This is a genomic window from Pseudaestuariivita rosea (genome assembly GCF_017592335.1).
Taxonomy (GTDB): domain Bacteria; phylum Pseudomonadota; class Alphaproteobacteria; order Rhodobacterales; family Rhodobacteraceae; genus Parasulfitobacter; species Parasulfitobacter rosea.
Genome location: NZ_JACNMP010000009.1, coordinates 46,426 through 63,112, shown reverse-complemented (window position 1 = coordinate 63,112; position 16,687 = coordinate 46,426). Strand labels below are relative to the sequence as shown.

Sequence of the window (16,687 nt, the reverse complement as noted above, 5' to 3'; positions counted from 1 at the left end):
CTTATTCCTTTTTTAAGGGGCGGTTCAGTAGGGCAAGCATCGCATCCTGGACGGTCAGATCGTTCCTGATCATTGCCGCCACTGTTTGCGTGATGGGCATATCGATGTTTTTATCTTTTGCAATTTTTGCGACGGCCTGGGCAGTCGCTGCACCCTCGACGGTTTCATCGCTGGTCCAGGATGTCTGACGGGCAAGGGCTTGGCCAAAGCGATAGTTGCGCGATTTGTCCGAGGTACAGGTCAGCACCAGATCCCCAAAGCCCGACAGCCCGGTTAATGTGTCAGATCTCGCATCCAAAGCCAGTGCAAAGCGACGCAGTTCGGCAAAGCCGCGGGTCATGATCGCGGCCCGTGCGCTTTCGCCAAAACCTGCGCCCATGGTGGCGCCACAGGCGATGGCGATCACATTCTTCAATGCCCCGCCCAATTCGGCGCCGGTTACATCATCGGTAACGTAAAGCCGAAGTGTGTCTGTCGATAGACCCTTTTGCAGTGCTTGCGCGACGCTGGCGTCTGCACAGGCTAGCGTCAGCGCTGTCGGCAGTCCGGTCGCGATATCGGTGGCAAAGCTGGGGCCTGTCAGGACTGCCGGTGTTTGGCACAATTCAGCCAGAATGGACGCCGGGCCGCGTCCGGTTTGCAGGTCGACCCCCTTGCAGCACGAAATCAGCTGCCGATCCTTCAGAACAGCTTGATGGCTTTGAACAAAATCCTGCAGCTTTTGTGTGGGGACTGACACCAGGATGGTGTCGCATTGACCAAGCCGTTCGGGGTCGCCGGTGATATGAACGCTATCTGGCAGCTTGACGCCGGGCAGCCGGCGTTTGTTTTCCCTGTTTTCAAGCATCGATTGGGCAGCACCCGGATCACGTGCCCAAAGCGTGACAGGCCCACGCGCAGACAGACTGATGGCCAGCGCCGTACCGAAGGCCCCGGCACCTGCTACGCCGACATTCATGCCTTGGCACCTTTCTTTCCGAACCCCAGCATCGGCGCGCTGCTTTGATCAAGCGGCCAGCGCGGCCGGGCCGACAAGGTCAGATCGTCAGAATGGCCAAGCTGAAACAGTTCGGCCCCAGCGTAGGCAATCATCGCTGCGTTGTCCGTACAAAGGGCCAGCGGCGGCGCGACAAATCGGGTGTTCAACTGTTCCGTCAGATGCAAAAGCCCGGTACGGATAGTCTGGTTGGCGGCCACCCCACCTGCGACCGCCAGGGCGGGATGGTCCGGTTTTTCGTCCAGGTATATTCGAAGCGCGCGACGTGTTTTTTCAACCAAAACGTCGGTCACGGCGGCCTGAAATCCGGCGCAAAGATCGGCGCGATCTTTGGTGGGAAGCCCCTGATGTTCAGCGATAACCGCATCCCGCGCGCGCAGAACGGCTGTTTTCAGCCCGGAAAAAGACATATCGCATCCGTCGCGATCTAACAGCGGACGGGGAAAGGCAAAGCGTTTGGGATCGCCTTTCAGGGCTTCTTGTTCCACCGACGGGCCGCCGGGTTGCGGCAGGCCCAAAAGCCGTGCGGTCTTGTCAAATGCCTCGCCCGGGGCATCATCAATCGTGCCGCCAAGGCGCGTGTAGTCGGTGGCCGACCGAACGATCAGAAACTGGCAGTGTCCGCCTGACACCAACAACATCAGATAGGGATATTGCAACTGATCTGTCAGCCGCGGGGTCAGGGCGTGGCCAGCCAGATGATTGACACCGATCAATGGCAGGCCAGTCGCCGCCGACAGCCCCTTGGCACACATGACCCCCGACAGCACACCGCCAATCAGTCCGGGTCCAGCCGTAACGGCAATGGCATCCAGATCAGTCAGCGTCATATCCGCATTCTGCAAGGCCAGCTCAATGCAATAGTCCAGCTTTTCGGTATGCGCGCGCGCGGCAATTTCGGGCACAACGCCGCCGTAAAGCGCGTGCAAATCCGTCTGACCTTCGACGACAGAAGACAAAATCGAAGGCCCGTCGGCATCCAGGCGCACAACCGCGGCGGCCGTATCATCACAGCTGCTTTCAAGCCCCAGAGCCGTCAGTGTTTTGGTCATCTGCCGCGTTGCCTTGTCATCGCTGTGCAGGTAACACCCTTGGTCATGAATGATCAATCCCGCCCACATCTGCTGTTGACGCGACCTAGGTCACAGTCAGAGATGTTTGCCCGGTTGTTGCATGATCGGATTGAGCAGGTTCAGGTGATAATATCGCCTATCATCAGGATATCGTTTTTAACAACAGATGACGAATTTGATCATTATTCGGCATTTATCTTTACATCAGGCAACGGTGTCGAAGCCTTTCTTCGTTTGGCGATGGATGGCCCCAGGGGTGCATATTGTGTCGGACAAAAAACTAGTGATCTGGCGCGGCAAGCCGGGTTTCAGGTGGCCGCGACCGCGCCGACGGTTGATGATTTGGTGAAAACGATCGTGCAAGCTAATCCGCGTGGCGAGTTGCTTCATATTCGGGGTGAACACTCGGTCGGTGATCTGGACAAAAGATTGACAGAGGCCGGATTGAAAATCCGATCGAAAACCTTGTACCAACAACTTGAAGAACCTCTGAATGATGCAGCTATGGCGCTGCTACAGCGCGACACTCACCTGATCTTGCCCGTTTTTTCACCCCGCAGCGCACGGCTGCTTGTCCCATACCTGCAGGATATTCGCGCCCGGATTGATTTTGTTGCAATAAGCGATGCTGTCAAAGCTGCCTTGGAACCTATATGGACGGACAGCAGTTTGGTTGCCAGGCGGCCGGATGCGGATGGCGTTTTTGATCGAATTAAAGAAATTGTGGCCTGCCGTCAGAATGCTTGAGGCAACGGGCAGGCCAAGATAAGCTGTTGTGGGGGTGCGGAAAATCCAAACCTGCCAGATTCGAAAGGGTGGGACGAGTGGCCAAGCGCAAAAAGCCAACCAAAGATCAGACAGATGATGCACCATCGAAAGCAGACGACGACGTAAAACCTGATGGTGCGGCAGATGCGGAGTCAGTTGCCGACGCACCGGCTGAGGCCGAAGAGAAAACGTCGCCTGATAATCAGGACGCGGCAGATGAGCTTGGCAAAGACGTTAAGGACAGCGTCGCTGCGCAGTCGGTTGATGACGATGCGGAGATATCGCTGACAAAGACTGAAGCGGATGTGTTTTTGGACGACACTGTCGAGGCATCCGAAAGTCAGAACACCCCGTGGGATACCCCTCCGGTTGATGAGGTTCAGGAAAAAGACACTGACGATACCTCGGAAGCCGTGGACAAAGAGACGATATCGGAAGCCCAGACCGACGAAGCTGTTGAAATGGATCAGACATCTGAGCATCACGACGAAGTAGACGATCCAGACAAGCAACCTGATGAGGGTGAAGACGTCCGTAGTTACACACCCGAACCTGATCCTCAGCCTGTTCAGGCCGAACGCAAGGGCGGGTTTGTTCCAATGTTGCTGGGTGGTGGTATCGCCGCCGCCATTGGATTTGGCGCCGCTTACATTCTGAATTTCTCAAACTCGAATGCCCCCGAAATCGAAGCGCTGTCGCAGCAGATTAGCCAGCTTGAGGGGTCGGTGAATGATCTGCGTGACGACATACCAGCGGCCTATGATGATACGACACTGGCGTCTTCGGTTCAGGCTGTTTCAGAACAATCGGCATCACTCAGCGCACAGCTTTCATCGCTAAGTGATCGGCTAACCGAACTTGATCAACGAATTACCGATGTTGAAACCCGTCCGGTCGCGGAAACATCTCAGGCGGCAATCGCGGCTTTTGAACGTGAACTTCAAAGCCTGCGTGATCAGGTCGCCGACGAAAGACAGGCGATCGAAGGTATTGCTGCCGAAGCTGCAGCGATGGAGGATAGCGCCGAAGATGCTGCAAATACAGCGGCCGCCCGCGCTGCCATGGGACGGATTCAGGCGGCATTGGAAAGCGGAAGTGCGTATGCGAATGCTTTGGGCGATCTAGAGCAGATAAGCGATATCGACGTTCCAGATGCCCTGAGCAATGCAGCGCAGACTGGTGTTGCAACAGTCATTGAACTGCAGGACAGCTTCCCTGATGCAGCCCGTTCTGCGCTGGCCGAGTATCGCAGTATTAATACGGGTGACACCGCCGGTAGCCGTTTGACAAACTTTCTGCGCACCCAGACCGGTGCCAGATCCGTTGAGCCACGCGAAGGCGATGACCCTGATGCGATTTTGTCCCGTGCCGAAGCGGCGACGCGCAATGACAACCTGACCGATGCCTTGGCCGAAATCGAAACCCTTCCTGATATTGCGCGGTCGCAGATGGCGGCCTGGGTTGAACAGGCACAAGCGCGATTAGATGCCCTGGCCGCGGCCGAGACATTATCACAAGAGCTCTTTTCAAACTAAGGACAACAGCAATGCTCTGGTCCCTGATCAAAATATTACTCTTTGTCACAATCGTTGCATTGCTGGCATATGGCGCAGTCCTATTGCTGGAAATGGATGGTAGCGTTCAGATCACATTTGGCGGCATGGAATACACGCTTGGCCCGCTGCTAAGCATCATTGGTGTCGTCACGCTGGTCTTCACGGTCTGGCTGTTTCTTAAACTTTTCGGGCTGTTGATCGCAACCTTGCGGTTCATCAACGGCGATGAAACCGCCATTTCGCGGTACTTTGACCGGAATCGTGAACGCAAGGGATTTCAGGCACTGTCAGATGGTCTGATGGCCTTGGCTTCGGGTGAAGGCCGTCTGGCGATGGCCAAAGCGTCGAAGGCCGAAAAATATCTGCGCCGCCCTGAACTGACCAACCTGATTTCCGCGCAGGCCGCTGAAATGGTCGGTGATACAAAGCAGGCGGCCGAGGTCTATAAAAGGCTGTTGCAGGATGACCGGACACGGTTCGTGGGCGTGCGGGGTATCATGAAACAGAAATTGGCCGAAGGCGACACCGAAACCGCGCTGGCCCTGGCTGAAAAGGCTTTTGCGCTGAAGCCCCGGCATGAGGAAACGCAAGATGTTCTGCTACGCTTACAGGCCGAAAAAGAAGACTGGTCCGGCGCACGTAATACGCTGAATGCAAAGCTGAAATATGGTGCCTTGCCGCGGGATGTGCATAAGCGTCGCGATGCTGTTCTGGCTTTGTCCGAGGCCAAGGAAATCGCCACCTTGCAGGGTTCAATTGAATCGCAGGAAACCGCGATCGAAGCGAACCGTCTATCCCCTGATCTGATCCCTGCTGCGACATTGGCCGCACGAACCTATACTGAGCAGGGTAAAAAGCGTTATGCCGCACGTGTCTTGAAAAAAGCATGGGAAGTCCAACCCCACCCCGATCTGGCTGCCGCTTTTGCCGATATCGAACCGGAAGAAACAGCCGGTCAGCGGATCAAACGGTTTCATGATCTGACCCGGTTGCAGCCCGACCATCCTGAAACGCAGATGCTGTTGGCCGAACTTTACATCGCGGCCGAGGATTTTCCGGCGGCGCGTCAGGCGGTGTCAAAAGTTGTGCTGGACCATCCGACGGCACGTAATCTGACGATTATGGCGGCTGTTGAACGCGGCGAAGGGGCCGACGACAGCGTTGTTCGCGGTTGGTTGACCAAGGCTTTGACGGCGTCACGCGGTCCGCAATGGGTATGTGACAACTGTCAGAACATCCATGCGGCCTGGGTGCCCGTTTGTGAAAACTGCGGGTCTTTCGATACCCTAAGTTGGCGCGAACCCACCGTCTCAGAGGGCGTGATGCCCACATCAACCGAGATGTTGCCACTGCTTGTGGGCCAACCTGCAGTGCCCGCGGTCGATGTTATAGACGAGTCTGAGTTGACGACATCCGAAGAAATCACCGATGCCGAGGTTCTGGAAGAAGAACGCCTGGAAAAATCGTCGACTTAGCAAGATACAGACTGGGTGACCGTTTTAGACGGTTATGTCAACTTGGCCTGACAATAAAGCCGTATTAAGGCAAAGGAACAGTTACGGTGAAACAGACCAACTGGGCAGTCGTGCTATTACTATGGTTTGCCGGCATTCTGGCAGCTGCGCAGTTTGGTAAAATTTCACTGGTACTGACAGAAATGGCGCTAGCCTATGATCTGTCTGAAGCGACAATGTCTTTGGCTATTTCATGCCTTAGCGTTGTCGGCATTTTATTAGGCGCGGTTGCGGGTATCCTGGTGGCTGGATTTGGGGCCAGGCCGATCATTCTAATCGCTTTGATCGTAGGCGCGGCTTTGTCTGTTTTGCAAAGTTTTCTGCTGCCTTTTCCGGTTTTGCTGGGAACCCGCCTGATTGAGGGTGCGTCGCATCTGGCATTGGTTGTCGCTGCGCCCACGTTAATGTTGCAGCTAAGTCGGCCCAAAGACCAAAGCACGATCATGGGGCTTTGGGGTACATTTTTTGGCCTAAGCTTTGCCGTAACGGCATGGATTTTGCCTTCTTTGATTGGCATTGGCGGGTTGCCGTTTGTTTTTATCATGCACGGCGCGGCTTTGATGGTGCTTGCCGTCCTGCTTTGGGCATTGTTGCCCGTCACGCCGCGAAATCGGTTTGATATAAAATGGGTGAAAGAACACGTACAGCTTTATTCTGATGCGCGAGTTGTGGCGCCGGCCCTTGGGTTTTTCTGGCATACGCTGATCTTTGTCGCGCTGCTGACGTTTTTGCCGGACCTGATCAGTGACCGCCCTTGGGTCGCAGCGGCCTTACCGCTTGTCAGTCTTGCGGGTACGTTCACTGCAGGTGTCCTCGCCCGATTTATACCTGCTGATCGAATTGTTGCTGTAGCGATGGGTTTGACGATCATCCTGATGCCGTTCTGTCAGATCCTTCCGGTTGCTTTGTTGGCGTTTTTCGTCATTGGGCTACAGCCCGGTGGCAGCTTTGCCAGTGTTCCTTATTTCAATCATTCCCCTGCCGCGATTGCGCGGGCGAATGGTGCCATAGCGCAGTTGGGCAATCTGGGAACGGCCAGTGGTACACCGCTTTTTGCGTTGGCGATTGCCTATGGCGGGTTGACTGCTGTTATCGTGACAACAGCCCTGATATGTCTGATTGGTCTGGTCTGTGTCTTGTGGATCGGGTTCAGGGCCAAGAGGCTTGGATGGGCCTAAACCCGATCCATCTTACACAAAAATAAGCGGCGGTCAGTCCAGAACATCCACAATCGACTTGGCCAGGATTGGCACAGTGTCCGTGTTGAGTCCCGCGATATTGATCCGACTGTCGGACACCATATAAATTGCGTGGTCCGAACGCAGTTTTTCGACTTGTTCTTGCGTCAGTCCAAGGCGGGAAAACATACCGCGGTGCTCTGCGATAAAGCCGAACCGATCAGAATTGGTATATCGCTGCAGTTCAGCCGCCAACTGACTGCGCAGGCCAAGCATGCCATTGCGAACCTCTTCCAGTTCGGCCTGCCAGTCGGTACGAAGGGCGTCATCTTTCAGAACCAAAGTGACCAGGCGTGCGCCGTGATCCGGTGGGAATGAATAGTTTTGCCGGTTCAGAAAGCCAAGTGTGCCTTGCGTCATCGCCCGAAGCGAGGCGTCCTGCGAAACAGCGATCAGAATGCCTGTCCGTTCGCGATAGATACCAAAGTTCTTGGAACAGCTTGCGGCAATCAGGGTTTCTGGCAGTGATGCAGCAACCAGACGCGTGGCCAGTGCATCATCGTCCAGACCGTCGCCAAATCCCTGATAGGCCAGGTCGATCATAGCGCCCAGGCCTTTTTCTTGCATAATCCGAATGATCTCATTCCATTGCGGCTGCGTCAGATTTGCGCCGGTGGGGTTGTGGCAACAGCCATGCAGTAGGATCACGTCGCCTGGGCTGGCCTCGTCCAGATCCTCTTTCATGCCTTCGAAATTGACGGCTCCGCTTTCGCTATCGAAATAGCGATAGGTTTGCATCGAGATCCCGAGGTATTTCAGGATGCTGACGTGATTTGGCCATGTGGGGTCCGAGATCCAGACAGTGGCTTTCGGATCAGCCATGCGGATCAATTCAAAAGCTTGCCGGACGGCGCCTGTTCCACCAGGTGTTGCGACTGAAGCGACAGAATCCCGTGGAACCGCATCCCCCAGAACCAGATCCACCATGACGTCGTTGAAACCGGCATCGCCTGCAATGGCAACATAGGATTTGCTGTCTTCTTTTTGCCACCATTTTTGCTCGGCTGTTTTAACAGAACGCATGATGGGTGTAACGCCATCTGCATTTTTATAGACGCCCACACCCAGATCGATTTTGGTTGGCCTGGGATCATCACGATACATCTGCATCAAAGCCAGAATTTTGTCTTTTGGCTGTTCTGTCAGCTTTTCAAACATCACGTATCCCCTGTTGCGACAGGCAGGTCCTTGTACATGCCCCATTCCGCCCATGATCCATCGTATAATGCATGATCAGTTTTCCCGATCTTTTCCAGCGCTAGGCTTAGGATTGCCGCCGTCACCCCTGATCCGCATGTTGTAATGGCGGGTTTGTTCAGGTTCACGCCAGCGGTGCGAAAGACAGATCGAATGCCATTGTCGTCTTTCATAGTGCCATCGTCGTTCAGCAAACTGGAATAATGCACATTCTTCGAATTCGGGATATGGCCCGCACGTAGACCGGGGCGGGGTTCCGGATCATCGCCACGAAAACGACTGGGGCTGCGCGCGTCTATGATCTCATAATCGCCAAGTTTAGAAGCCGACGCGACTTGGGTTACATCCTTGAATAGCTGATTTTGTTTCTGAACGGTCATATGGCGGTCACGAACAATGGGGGGCAGATCCTCGGTCGGTCGATCCTCTTTCTGCCATTTGGGAAACCCGCCATCCAGCACGGCAACATCGCGTTTTCCCATCAGCCGAAACAGCCACCAGACACGTGCGGCGGAAAAGATCCCGGCGCCATCATAAACAACGACCTGATGCCCGTCGCCAACGCCCATCGCACGCAGACGGCTGATGAATTTTTCAGGCGGGGGCGCCATGTGCGGCATGTCAGACCTTTGGTCGCTGATCTCATCCAGATCAAAGAACCGCGCACCTGGGATATGGGCCGCTTCGTATTCGGCTTTGGCGTCGCGTTTCATGTCCGGCAAATACCACGAGGCATCAAGAACACGCAGATCAGGGTCTTTCAGGTGATCCTCAAGCCAATTGGTCGAGACAAGCGTTCTTGGATCATCAGCAGACATTCATAACCCCCAAAATCTTTGTCTTTCTGAGTAGACGTAGCGTCAACTGCTTGCAAGAGCCACGCTGAAAACACTTGGAAGAAAACCGGGTCGATTTTGCAATGGCTGGCTAGTTTTCATTCTTTCGCAGAACGTGACCGGCCAGATAGAGTGACCCGCAGATCAGGATGCGGGCGGTTGGGGATGTTTTTTGGATATCTGAAAGGGCAGTTTCGATATCGTGGGCCGTTTTGGCGTCGAAACCCGCATCTTGCCCCGCTTTGGCGGTTTCATCTGCTGATAAAGTGTTGGCCTCACCGGGAATGCTGATCGCGGTCATGGCGCTGGTCAGATCGCGAAGTGGGGTCAGAAACCCATTGATGTCCTTGGTCTTCAACATGCCGCAGATAATATGCGTCTTGCGATTGGGCATCGCCGATAATGTTTGCGCCAGGGCGCGACCGGCCGCCGGGTTATGACCGCCGTCCAGCCAAAGCTCGGCATCGGGCACAATCGCTTTTAGCGCCCCATCAGTGATCTTTTGCAGCCGTCCGGGCCATTCGGCGCGTTCCATCGCGGCATCCGGGTTGCCTTTGCCCAATTCACGCAGCACCGCCAGTGCGATGCCTGCGTTTTGAATTTGATGGGGGCCGGGCAACACGGGCAATTTCAGATCCAGAAGGCCCATCTCATCCTGAAAAACCAGCCGCCCGTGTTCGCGATAGACATGCCAATGCTGGTTGTGCACCCGTAAGGGCGCCGCAAGACGCATCGCACGGTCCTCGATCACATCCAGCGCTGCATCATGCTGCGGGCCGACCACACAAAGTGTGTTGCGTTTTATGATGCCGGCTTTTTCTGCAGCAATTTCGGGCAATGTGTCACCCAGAAACTGTTGGTGGTCCATATCGACAGGCGTGATGGCTGTTATAGCAGGTTTTTCGATAACATTTGTCGCGTCCAGTCGCCCGCCCAAACCCACCTCAAGTAACGTGAAGTCGGCCTGGGTTTCGGAAAAGGCCAGAATGGCGGCAACCGTTGTAATCTCAAAATAAGTGATCGGGGCGCCGTCATTGGCCTGATAACAGCGATCCAGAATTTCGGTCAAAGTGGGTTCTGATATCAAATCACCTGCGACACGGATGCGTTCGTGAAATCGGACCAGATGCGGCGAGGTATAAGCGTGGCAGGTCAGACCAGCGCCCTCAAGTCCTGCATGGATCATGGCCAGGGTTGAGCCTTTGCCATTTGTTCCGGCAATATGAATGACCGGAGGCAGTCGATCCTGCGGATTGCCAAGCGCATCCAACAGGCGCCACACGCGATCAAGCGTGAGGTCGATGATTTTCGGATGCAGCGACATCATCCGTTCCAGGATGATGTCTGATTTTGCCATCACTTGGGGTCGCTCTGATCTTGGGCAGGTTCTGGTGGGGCTACTTGTAGGGGTTCGCCCGCTGTATCCGGGCCCGGCGCGGGTAAGTCAGCTTTGATTGCGCGGGGCATCTTCATCATCATTCGAATGATTTTGATCAGCTCATCGCGCTGTTCTGTACGCGGCGTCACACGGTCGACCATACCATGTTCCAACAGATATTCCGCGCGTTGAAACCCTTCGGGCAGTTTTTCACGGATCGTTTGTTCGATGACACTTGGGCCCGCAAAACAGATCAGTGCGTTGGGTTCTGCAATGTGCACATCGCCCAGCATCGCATAGCTGGCTGTCACACCGCCGGACGTCGGATTGGTCAGCACGACGATATATGGCAGGCGCGCCTCTTTCAGCATTTGGACTGCGACAGTGGTGCGGGGCATCTGCATCAAGCTAAGGATACCTTCCTGCATGCGCGCGCCGCCAGTGGCAGAAAACAGCACCATCGGTCGGCCCAGGCTGACCGCACGTTCCGCAGCCGCGATCATTGCATTGCCAACATACATGCCCATCGATCCGCCGATGAAGCGAAAATCCTGTCCCACAGCGACTACCGGGGTCCGACCAATTTCGCCCTCGACGACCAGCATGGCCTCTTTTTCACCAGTGGCCTTTTGCGCGGCCCGCATCCGGTCAGGATAGCGTTTCTGATCCCGAAAATGCAGCGGATCGGCCAAGGGGGCGGGAACCTCAACTTCGGAAAAGATACCGCCATCGAACAGTGCATGGAACCGTTCCCGGGGTGAAATCCCCATATGATGTCCGCAGTTGGTACAGACATTCATATTGTCGGTCAGTTCACGGTGAAACAGCATCGTGCCGCAGGCATCACACTTATGCCAGAGGTTTTCAGGTATCTCGCGCCGCGAAAAGATCGAGTTGATCCGCGGGCGGACATAGTTGGAAATCCAGTTCATTGGCGAACCTTATTTTGCATTTAGTGCCATCTAAGCGGGGTCACGGGAAAATGCAATCAGCGTCGTATCGCATTGCGGGCTGTTAGCCACAGAACAAAGACAAACCCCAACTGATAGATCAGATTATAGGTCAGTATCGGGTCGCTTGATCCCGACGCCCCAGTGCCGTCGCCATTTGCGAAAGGTTCAAATAAGATCAGCGCCAGCGCCGACCCAAAACCGTTTATCTCACCATAAAGCAAAATGGCCACTGTGTTGTTTGCCAGATGCATTGCAATGGCTGGTCCAAGATTGCCTGCACGCGCTGTTATGTCGGATGCGGCCAGACCGAAGAAAAAGGTCCATATGATGATCTGGGCATTTTCGGTAAAACTTGCGGATCCGCTCATATGGGCCAGCGCAAAAAGGCAGTTGGGCACGATCAGCCATACCAACGGGCTGTCGAAACGCGCCGCCAGCTGTTGTTGGATATAGCCACGATAAAATAGCTCTTCCGAACCTGTCTGGATCAACAGTCCCAGCATGGCAAATGGCAGGATGATCAGCCATGCCAGGATGTTTTTCATCTCAACGATATCGCTGGTATAGGATAGAACGAATACCGCTTCGATGATCATCAGAATGCTGAACATCCAGATCAGTGTCTGACGCAGATCGTAAACGACTTGGGCCAGGGGTCCGATCAATGACCCAAAACTGCGATTGTGATGCAGTTCTGCAACTGCAACAACGGCGATGCCGAAAAAGACAAAGACGAACAACTCAAGAAGGGCCAGGCCGACACTGCCATTCCCATCAATGCCTGTTCCCGTCTGATCCAGCATCATGGCCAGTGATCCGGCACTCAGCATAAAGGCCAGTTCGATAAAGATGATGCCAGCAATCAGATAATGCAGGCCAGCGGTGGCGCGCGCCGGGTGGACCAGCTGTTCATGAGCGGCATATGGCATTGGCCTTACCGCCGGATGGCCAGACACGCCGCCAGCCACGCGACAAGCATGCTTAGGAATTGCATTGGAAGAAAGGCGCGCAGTTCCGGATCGTCCATGCCGAAGGGATAGACATAAAGCGCAAGACCTGACAGTGGCCCTTGGGCCGAAAAAACTGCGATCCCAATGAAATTATTTATAAAATGCATGGCGATTGCAGGACCAAGATTGCCTGCGCGGGCTGTCAGATCGGCGGCGATGACACCGAACAGCGTTGCCCAGATGGCGACAACAATCGCATTTCCACCTTGCATGGATGGTGCGAAATGCAGGCTGCCAAAGATTAACGCCGGGGCCAGCATCCATATCACCGGATTTTTAAACCGCGCGGCCAATTGGCTTTGAAGGTATCCGCGAAAAACGATTTCCTCGGCGCTGACCTGGATCAGAATACCCAAAAACGTGAATGGCAATAGCCAAAGCCAGACATTTACGGCCATATTCTGGGTAGGTTCACGTGCGGGATCATCACCACCGTAAGGCGGAAGCAGAGTGGTGATAAAGGATAAGACCAGCAGCACACCCATCACCCGAAAAAAGTCGCTGATCAGCATGTCCCAGGGCCCCAGCAAAGTCGCTAAACCACGCCGATGCATGATCAGTGCTGACAGGACAACTGCCAGCATCATACAGACAAAGCTGTATAGCATCGCCATGGTGCTGCCTGGGGTGGCGGGCGCGGTTGGGTCAGCCAGCGCTGGAAGAACTTCGGAATCGGGGATCGTCAATGCCATGGCCCCGAAAAAGACTGCAATCAGCGCGATGTAAAACAGGGCTGAAAGCACCATGCCCAAGGCCGTACGCCAAAATTGCGGATAGGTCCGCGCCGGTTCGACAAGAAAATCGTGGTTACTATAATTCATGCACTCTACTCTTGATGACGCAAAGCCGCTTGTGCAAGGGCCAGCGCTATCTTATTCCCAACATATTGTAAATTCGGGGAGGCCAGCGATGCTGAAGGGCAAGCACGATAAATCCAAACTACCAAGTCGCCATGTGACCGAAGGCCCATCGCGCGCGCCGCATCGGTCGTATTATTATGCCATGGGTCTGAGCGAGGATGAGATTGCCCAACCCTTCGTCGGTGTGGCGACCTGCTGGAACGAAGCTGCCCCCTGCAACATCGCCCTGAACCGTCAGGCGCAAGCGGTCAAGCTGGGGGTGAAAAGTGCCGCTGGCACCCCGCGTGAATTCACAACGATCACAGTGACCGACGGCATCGCCATGGGTCACGAAGGGATGCGGTCTTCTCTGGCCAGTCGTGAAGCGATTGCTGATACGGTCGAACTGACGATGCGCGGGCATTGCTATGACGCGATTGTGGGGCTTGCGGGGTGTGACAAATCCTTGCCAGGCATGATGATGGCCATGGTCCGGCTGAATGTGCCGTCGGTCTTTATCTATGGCGGCTCGATCCTGCCTGGTCGTCTGGATGGCAAAGATGTCACCGTCCAGGACGTGTTTGAGGCAGTTGGCCAGCATCAGGCGGGGAACTACTCGGACGAGCAACTAGCGGTGCTAGAGCGCGTGGCCTGTCCATCTGCGGGGGCTTGTGGTGGCCAGTTTACGGCAAATACGATGGCCTGTGTATCTGAAGCCATTGGTCTAGCGTTGCCGAATTCCGCAGGTGCGCCCGCGCCTTATGAGAGCCGAGACCAGTATTGTGTCGCCTCGGGTGAGGCGGTGATGGCGCTTCTGGAAAAGAATATCCGCGCGCGCGATATCGTCACGCGTAAGTCGCTGGAAAATGCCGCGCGGATCGTGGCCTGCACAGGCGGCTCAACCAACGCAGGGTTGCACCTGCCTGCAATTGCGCATGAGGCGGGGATTGATTTCGACTTGGACGACGTCTGTGAGATTTTCCGTGACACGCCCTATTTCGTGGATTTGAAGCCCGGTGGTCAGTATGTGGCCAAGGATATGTACGAGGCGGGCGGTGTGCCGGTTGTGATGAAAGAACTGCGCAAGGCGGGCCTGATCCACGAAGACTGTATCACTGTGACCGGTCGCAGCATGGGCGAAGAACTGGATATTGTCACCAAGGAAGCCGATGGCACTGTAATCTATCCGGTTGAAAGCCCGCTAAGCAAAACCGGCGGCGTTGTCGGATTGAAAGGCAATCTGGCACCGGAAGGTGCGATTGTTAAGGTCGCTGGCATAGATAGCCAACATCAGATTTTCACCGGTCCGGCCCGTGTTTTTGAATGCGAAGAAGATGCCTTTGAGGCTGTCCAAAAGCGCGCCTATGAGGAAGGCGAAGTGATCGTCATTCGCAACGAAGGTCCCGCCGGTGGCCCAGGCATGCGTGAAATGCTTGCGACCACGGCTGCACTGTCGGGCCAGGGTATGGGCAAGAAAGTTGCGCTGATCACAGATGGTCGCTTTTCCGGTGCCACGCGAGGGTTTTGCGTGGGCCACGTTGGGCCTGAGGCCGCGCATGGTGGTCCGATCGCCCTGATCCAGAATGGCGATGTTATCACGATCAACGCGATTGAAGGGTCCCTGAGTGTCGCCCTTAGCGATGATGAACTGGCTGCCCGAAAGGAAGGCTGGACAGGCCCGCGTGAAACCATTTATGCCAGTGGGGCACTGTGGAAGTTTGCCCAGCTTGTTGGTGGGGCGAACAAGGGGGCGGTGACACACCCAGGGGGCAAAGCCGAACGGCATGTCTACATGGATATATAGAACAGCAGTTTTCTTGCTGGTTTTTGTTTTGGCCGGATGTTCCGACACCGGCCAGCAGATGGCTTTTCTCAGCCAGTCAAACATAATGCGGTCCGTGGGCGTCACAGCCCTGCGAGAGGCGCGGCTGGCCGATGGTGCCGTGCGAATTGTGGGCCTGTCTGGTTATTGTGTTGATCGATCCAGTGTTCAGGCGAACGCGGCAGTCATAATGCCCTGTGCAAATCTGGGCGCGCGCCGTGCTGATTGGCCAAAGACTCGTGCGGCTTTTCTGGTGACAGTCGGTCAGCAGGGTGGTGCCGATATTCTGCTGGCGCCAGATGCAACGGCAGTTTTTCTGCAGTCGACGCAAGGGCGTCGGATGTTAAGCCGGACAAATGATCCGAAAACTATCGATGTCACACGGCTGATATCGCGCAACGATGCCATCTATATCTTGGTGCAGGATCAAAGTCCAAATCCCTTCGGTCAGAACCATTTGCGCAATTGGCGTGCTTTCACACTGTTGAATGGCCATCTGACGACAATTGTTGCGACAGGGTATGGGGATATCAACTTGGCGGAAGATAATGGTTTTGCCCTTTTGCAAGCCTTTGTTAAACGTCTTCGTGCAGAAAACAGTGACTATGTGGAAACGGCTGTGACCCGCGCAGGGATGATACCGTTTTTTGTCGAACAATAACAGAACATCTGGCAGTGTATTTTGAAGTGGCACCATGGCTAAGACTGTAACGCAAAATCTGCTGCACCGCTGGGCCCGCAAACACTGGGCCCGTATCGCTGCGAACGCGGCAGATGCGGATTTGGCCAGTCTGCGTTATCATCGTGCCCGTGCGCGTGAATTGCGCGCGCAGATAAATGAGGTGTTGCATATTGCCGATGGTCGGCTGGCGGCATCGACGATGACCACTGTACCGGCCCTTGCGGCCCAGAACAGTGATTGGATATGGCGGCCGGAACTGTGGCGCGGGCCTATTCCGGGTGTCGATCAGGTTGGTGTGGTAAGCGGAACGAATTTGGGCGATCATCTGCACCTTTATCATGACTGCAAAGCGCCGGAAATCATCACCAGACAGTTGCGCAACCATGATGGACAGGGCCATGCCCCCTTTGGTTTGCGTTTGGACATTTTTCAAATGACCGGGGATTATCTGTCATTGGTCGTTCAGTTGCCCAAAGTGCTGGCCGATCAATTCAATAAGGACAACATCATCCGGCTTGATCTGAGTGGTAAATACGAAAGGACCTTGCCTGTTTTGCTTCGCCTGAACATCAGGCATGGTCCAAACACTGAACAAGTCAGCCAGTATTACGACGCATCCTCGGCAACAGTGTCAGCGGAATTCGATGTTTCCCATCTGAAAATCAATCATCATCGGGTTGAAGCGATGTGGGTCGATATCATTTTTACTGATCCATCTTTGAATGAGATAACGATATACGATCTGGTGTTCACAAGACATCCACGTGCAGAACTTTAGCAGAGGGGGCCTTTACTTGTCAGAGATGACGTTAACGAAAACACGC

General features: G+C 54.9%; 15 protein-coding genes. 7 read left to right on the top strand and 8 right to left on the bottom strand.

Features of this window, described 5'->3' with window-relative positions; all coding sequences use genetic code 11:
- Nucleotide 1: 1 nt before the first annotated feature.
- Together H7848_RS08305 and tsaD are read right to left on the bottom strand one after the other, a co-directional pair.
- Nucleotides 2-958, bottom strand: a complete 957-nt coding sequence (locus H7848_RS08305; protein ID WP_208349990.1) for an NAD(P)H-dependent glycerol-3-phosphate dehydrogenase — start codon at nucleotides 956-958, stop codon at nucleotides 2-4.
- Nucleotides 955-2,049: a tRNA (adenosine(37)-N6)-threonylcarbamoyltransferase complex transferase subunit TsaD gene (gene tsaD, locus H7848_RS08300; RefSeq protein WP_208349988.1), complete on the bottom strand. Its 1,095-nt coding sequence runs from the start codon at nucleotides 2,047-2,049 to the stop codon at nucleotides 955-957. The genes H7848_RS08305 and tsaD overlap by 4 nt, the downstream gene beginning before the upstream one ends.
- Nucleotides 2,050-2,193: 144 nt before the next feature.
- Between tsaD and H7848_RS08295 the strand changes: the two genes are divergently transcribed.
- From H7848_RS08295 to H7848_RS08280, 4 genes are all read left to right on the top strand, one after another.
- The gene (locus H7848_RS08295) at nucleotides 2,194-2,817 is read left to right on the top strand and encodes a uroporphyrinogen-III synthase (RefSeq protein ID WP_208349984.1); all 624 of its coding nucleotides are present in this window, start codon (nucleotides 2,194-2,196) and stop codon (nucleotides 2,815-2,817) included.
- A gap of 77 nt (nucleotides 2,818-2,894) precedes the next feature.
- Complete coding sequence (locus H7848_RS08290; protein ID WP_208349982.1) at nucleotides 2,895-4,373, top strand: hypothetical protein; 1,479 nt, start codon at nucleotides 2,895-2,897, stop codon at nucleotides 4,371-4,373.
- Between the two features lie 11 nt (nucleotides 4,374-4,384).
- Nucleotides 4,385-5,869 (top strand): heme biosynthesis protein HemY, encoded by a 1,485-nt coding sequence (locus H7848_RS08285; protein ID WP_208349980.1) that lies wholly within the window; start codon nucleotides 4,385-4,387, stop codon nucleotides 5,867-5,869.
- An 86-nt stretch (nucleotides 5,870-5,955) separates the two neighbouring features.
- Nucleotides 5,956-7,086, top strand: coding sequence for an MFS transporter (locus tag H7848_RS08280; RefSeq protein ID WP_208349978.1), 1,131 nt, complete (start codon nucleotides 5,956-5,958; stop codon nucleotides 7,084-7,086).
- Nucleotides 7,087-7,119: 33 nt separating this feature from the next.
- Here H7848_RS08280 and H7848_RS08275 read toward each other — a convergent pair whose 3' ends face one another.
- The 6 genes from H7848_RS08275 to H7848_RS08250 form a co-directional block, all read right to left on the bottom strand.
- Nucleotides 7,120-8,304 carry an amino acid aminotransferase gene (locus tag H7848_RS08275; protein WP_208349976.1) on the bottom strand — a complete coding sequence of 395 codons (1,185 nt, stop codon included), beginning with the start codon at nucleotides 8,302-8,304 and terminating at the stop codon, nucleotides 7,120-7,122.
- Complete coding sequence (sseA, locus tag H7848_RS08270) at nucleotides 8,304-9,161, bottom strand: 3-mercaptopyruvate sulfurtransferase (RefSeq protein WP_208349973.1); 858 nt, start codon at nucleotides 9,159-9,161, stop codon at nucleotides 8,304-8,306. The genes H7848_RS08275 and sseA overlap by 1 nt, the downstream gene beginning before the upstream one ends.
- Before the next feature lie 109 nt (nucleotides 9,162-9,270).
- Nucleotides 9,271-10,536 (bottom strand): bifunctional folylpolyglutamate synthase/dihydrofolate synthase, encoded by a 1,266-nt coding sequence (locus H7848_RS08265; RefSeq protein WP_237072656.1) that lies wholly within the window; start codon nucleotides 10,534-10,536, stop codon nucleotides 9,271-9,273.
- Nucleotides 10,536-11,489, bottom strand: a complete 954-nt coding sequence (gene accD / locus H7848_RS08260; protein ID WP_208349969.1) for an acetyl-CoA carboxylase, carboxyltransferase subunit beta — start codon at nucleotides 11,487-11,489, stop codon at nucleotides 10,536-10,538. Before accD ends, H7848_RS08265 begins: the two co-directional genes overlap by 1 nt.
- A 56-nt stretch (nucleotides 11,490-11,545) precedes the next feature.
- The gene (locus tag H7848_RS08255) at nucleotides 11,546-12,439 is read right to left on the bottom strand and encodes a CPBP family intramembrane glutamic endopeptidase (RefSeq protein ID WP_208349966.1); all 894 of its coding nucleotides are present in this window, start codon (nucleotides 12,437-12,439) and stop codon (nucleotides 11,546-11,548) included.
- A gap of 5 nt (nucleotides 12,440-12,444) precedes the next feature.
- A complete protein-coding gene (locus H7848_RS08250) occupies nucleotides 12,445-13,341 on the bottom strand; it encodes a CPBP family intramembrane glutamic endopeptidase (RefSeq protein ID WP_208349963.1) in 897 nt (298 codons plus the stop codon).
- 88 nt (nucleotides 13,342-13,429) lie between these two features.
- Here H7848_RS08250 and ilvD point away from each other — a divergent pair, with 88 nt between their 5' ends.
- Genes ilvD through H7848_RS08235 form a run of 3 tightly spaced genes read left to right on the top strand, consistent with a single transcriptional unit; the run spans nucleotide 13,430 to nucleotide 16,641 of the window.
- Nucleotides 13,430-15,163, top strand: coding sequence for a dihydroxy-acid dehydratase (gene ilvD / locus H7848_RS08245; RefSeq protein ID WP_208349960.1), 1,734 nt, complete (start codon nucleotides 13,430-13,432; stop codon nucleotides 15,161-15,163).
- 13 nt (nucleotides 15,164-15,176) lie between these two features.
- A complete protein-coding gene (locus H7848_RS08240; protein ID WP_208349958.1) occupies nucleotides 15,177-15,842 on the top strand; it encodes a hypothetical protein in 666 nt (221 codons plus the stop codon).
- Nucleotides 15,843-15,876: 34 nt separating this feature from the next.
- On the top strand, nucleotides 15,877-16,641 hold the full coding sequence (locus H7848_RS08235) for a DUF6478 family protein (RefSeq protein ID WP_208349956.1): 765 nt from the start codon (nucleotides 15,877-15,879) through the stop codon (nucleotides 16,639-16,641).
- The last annotated feature ends 46 nt before the right edge of the window (nucleotides 16,642-16,687 follow it).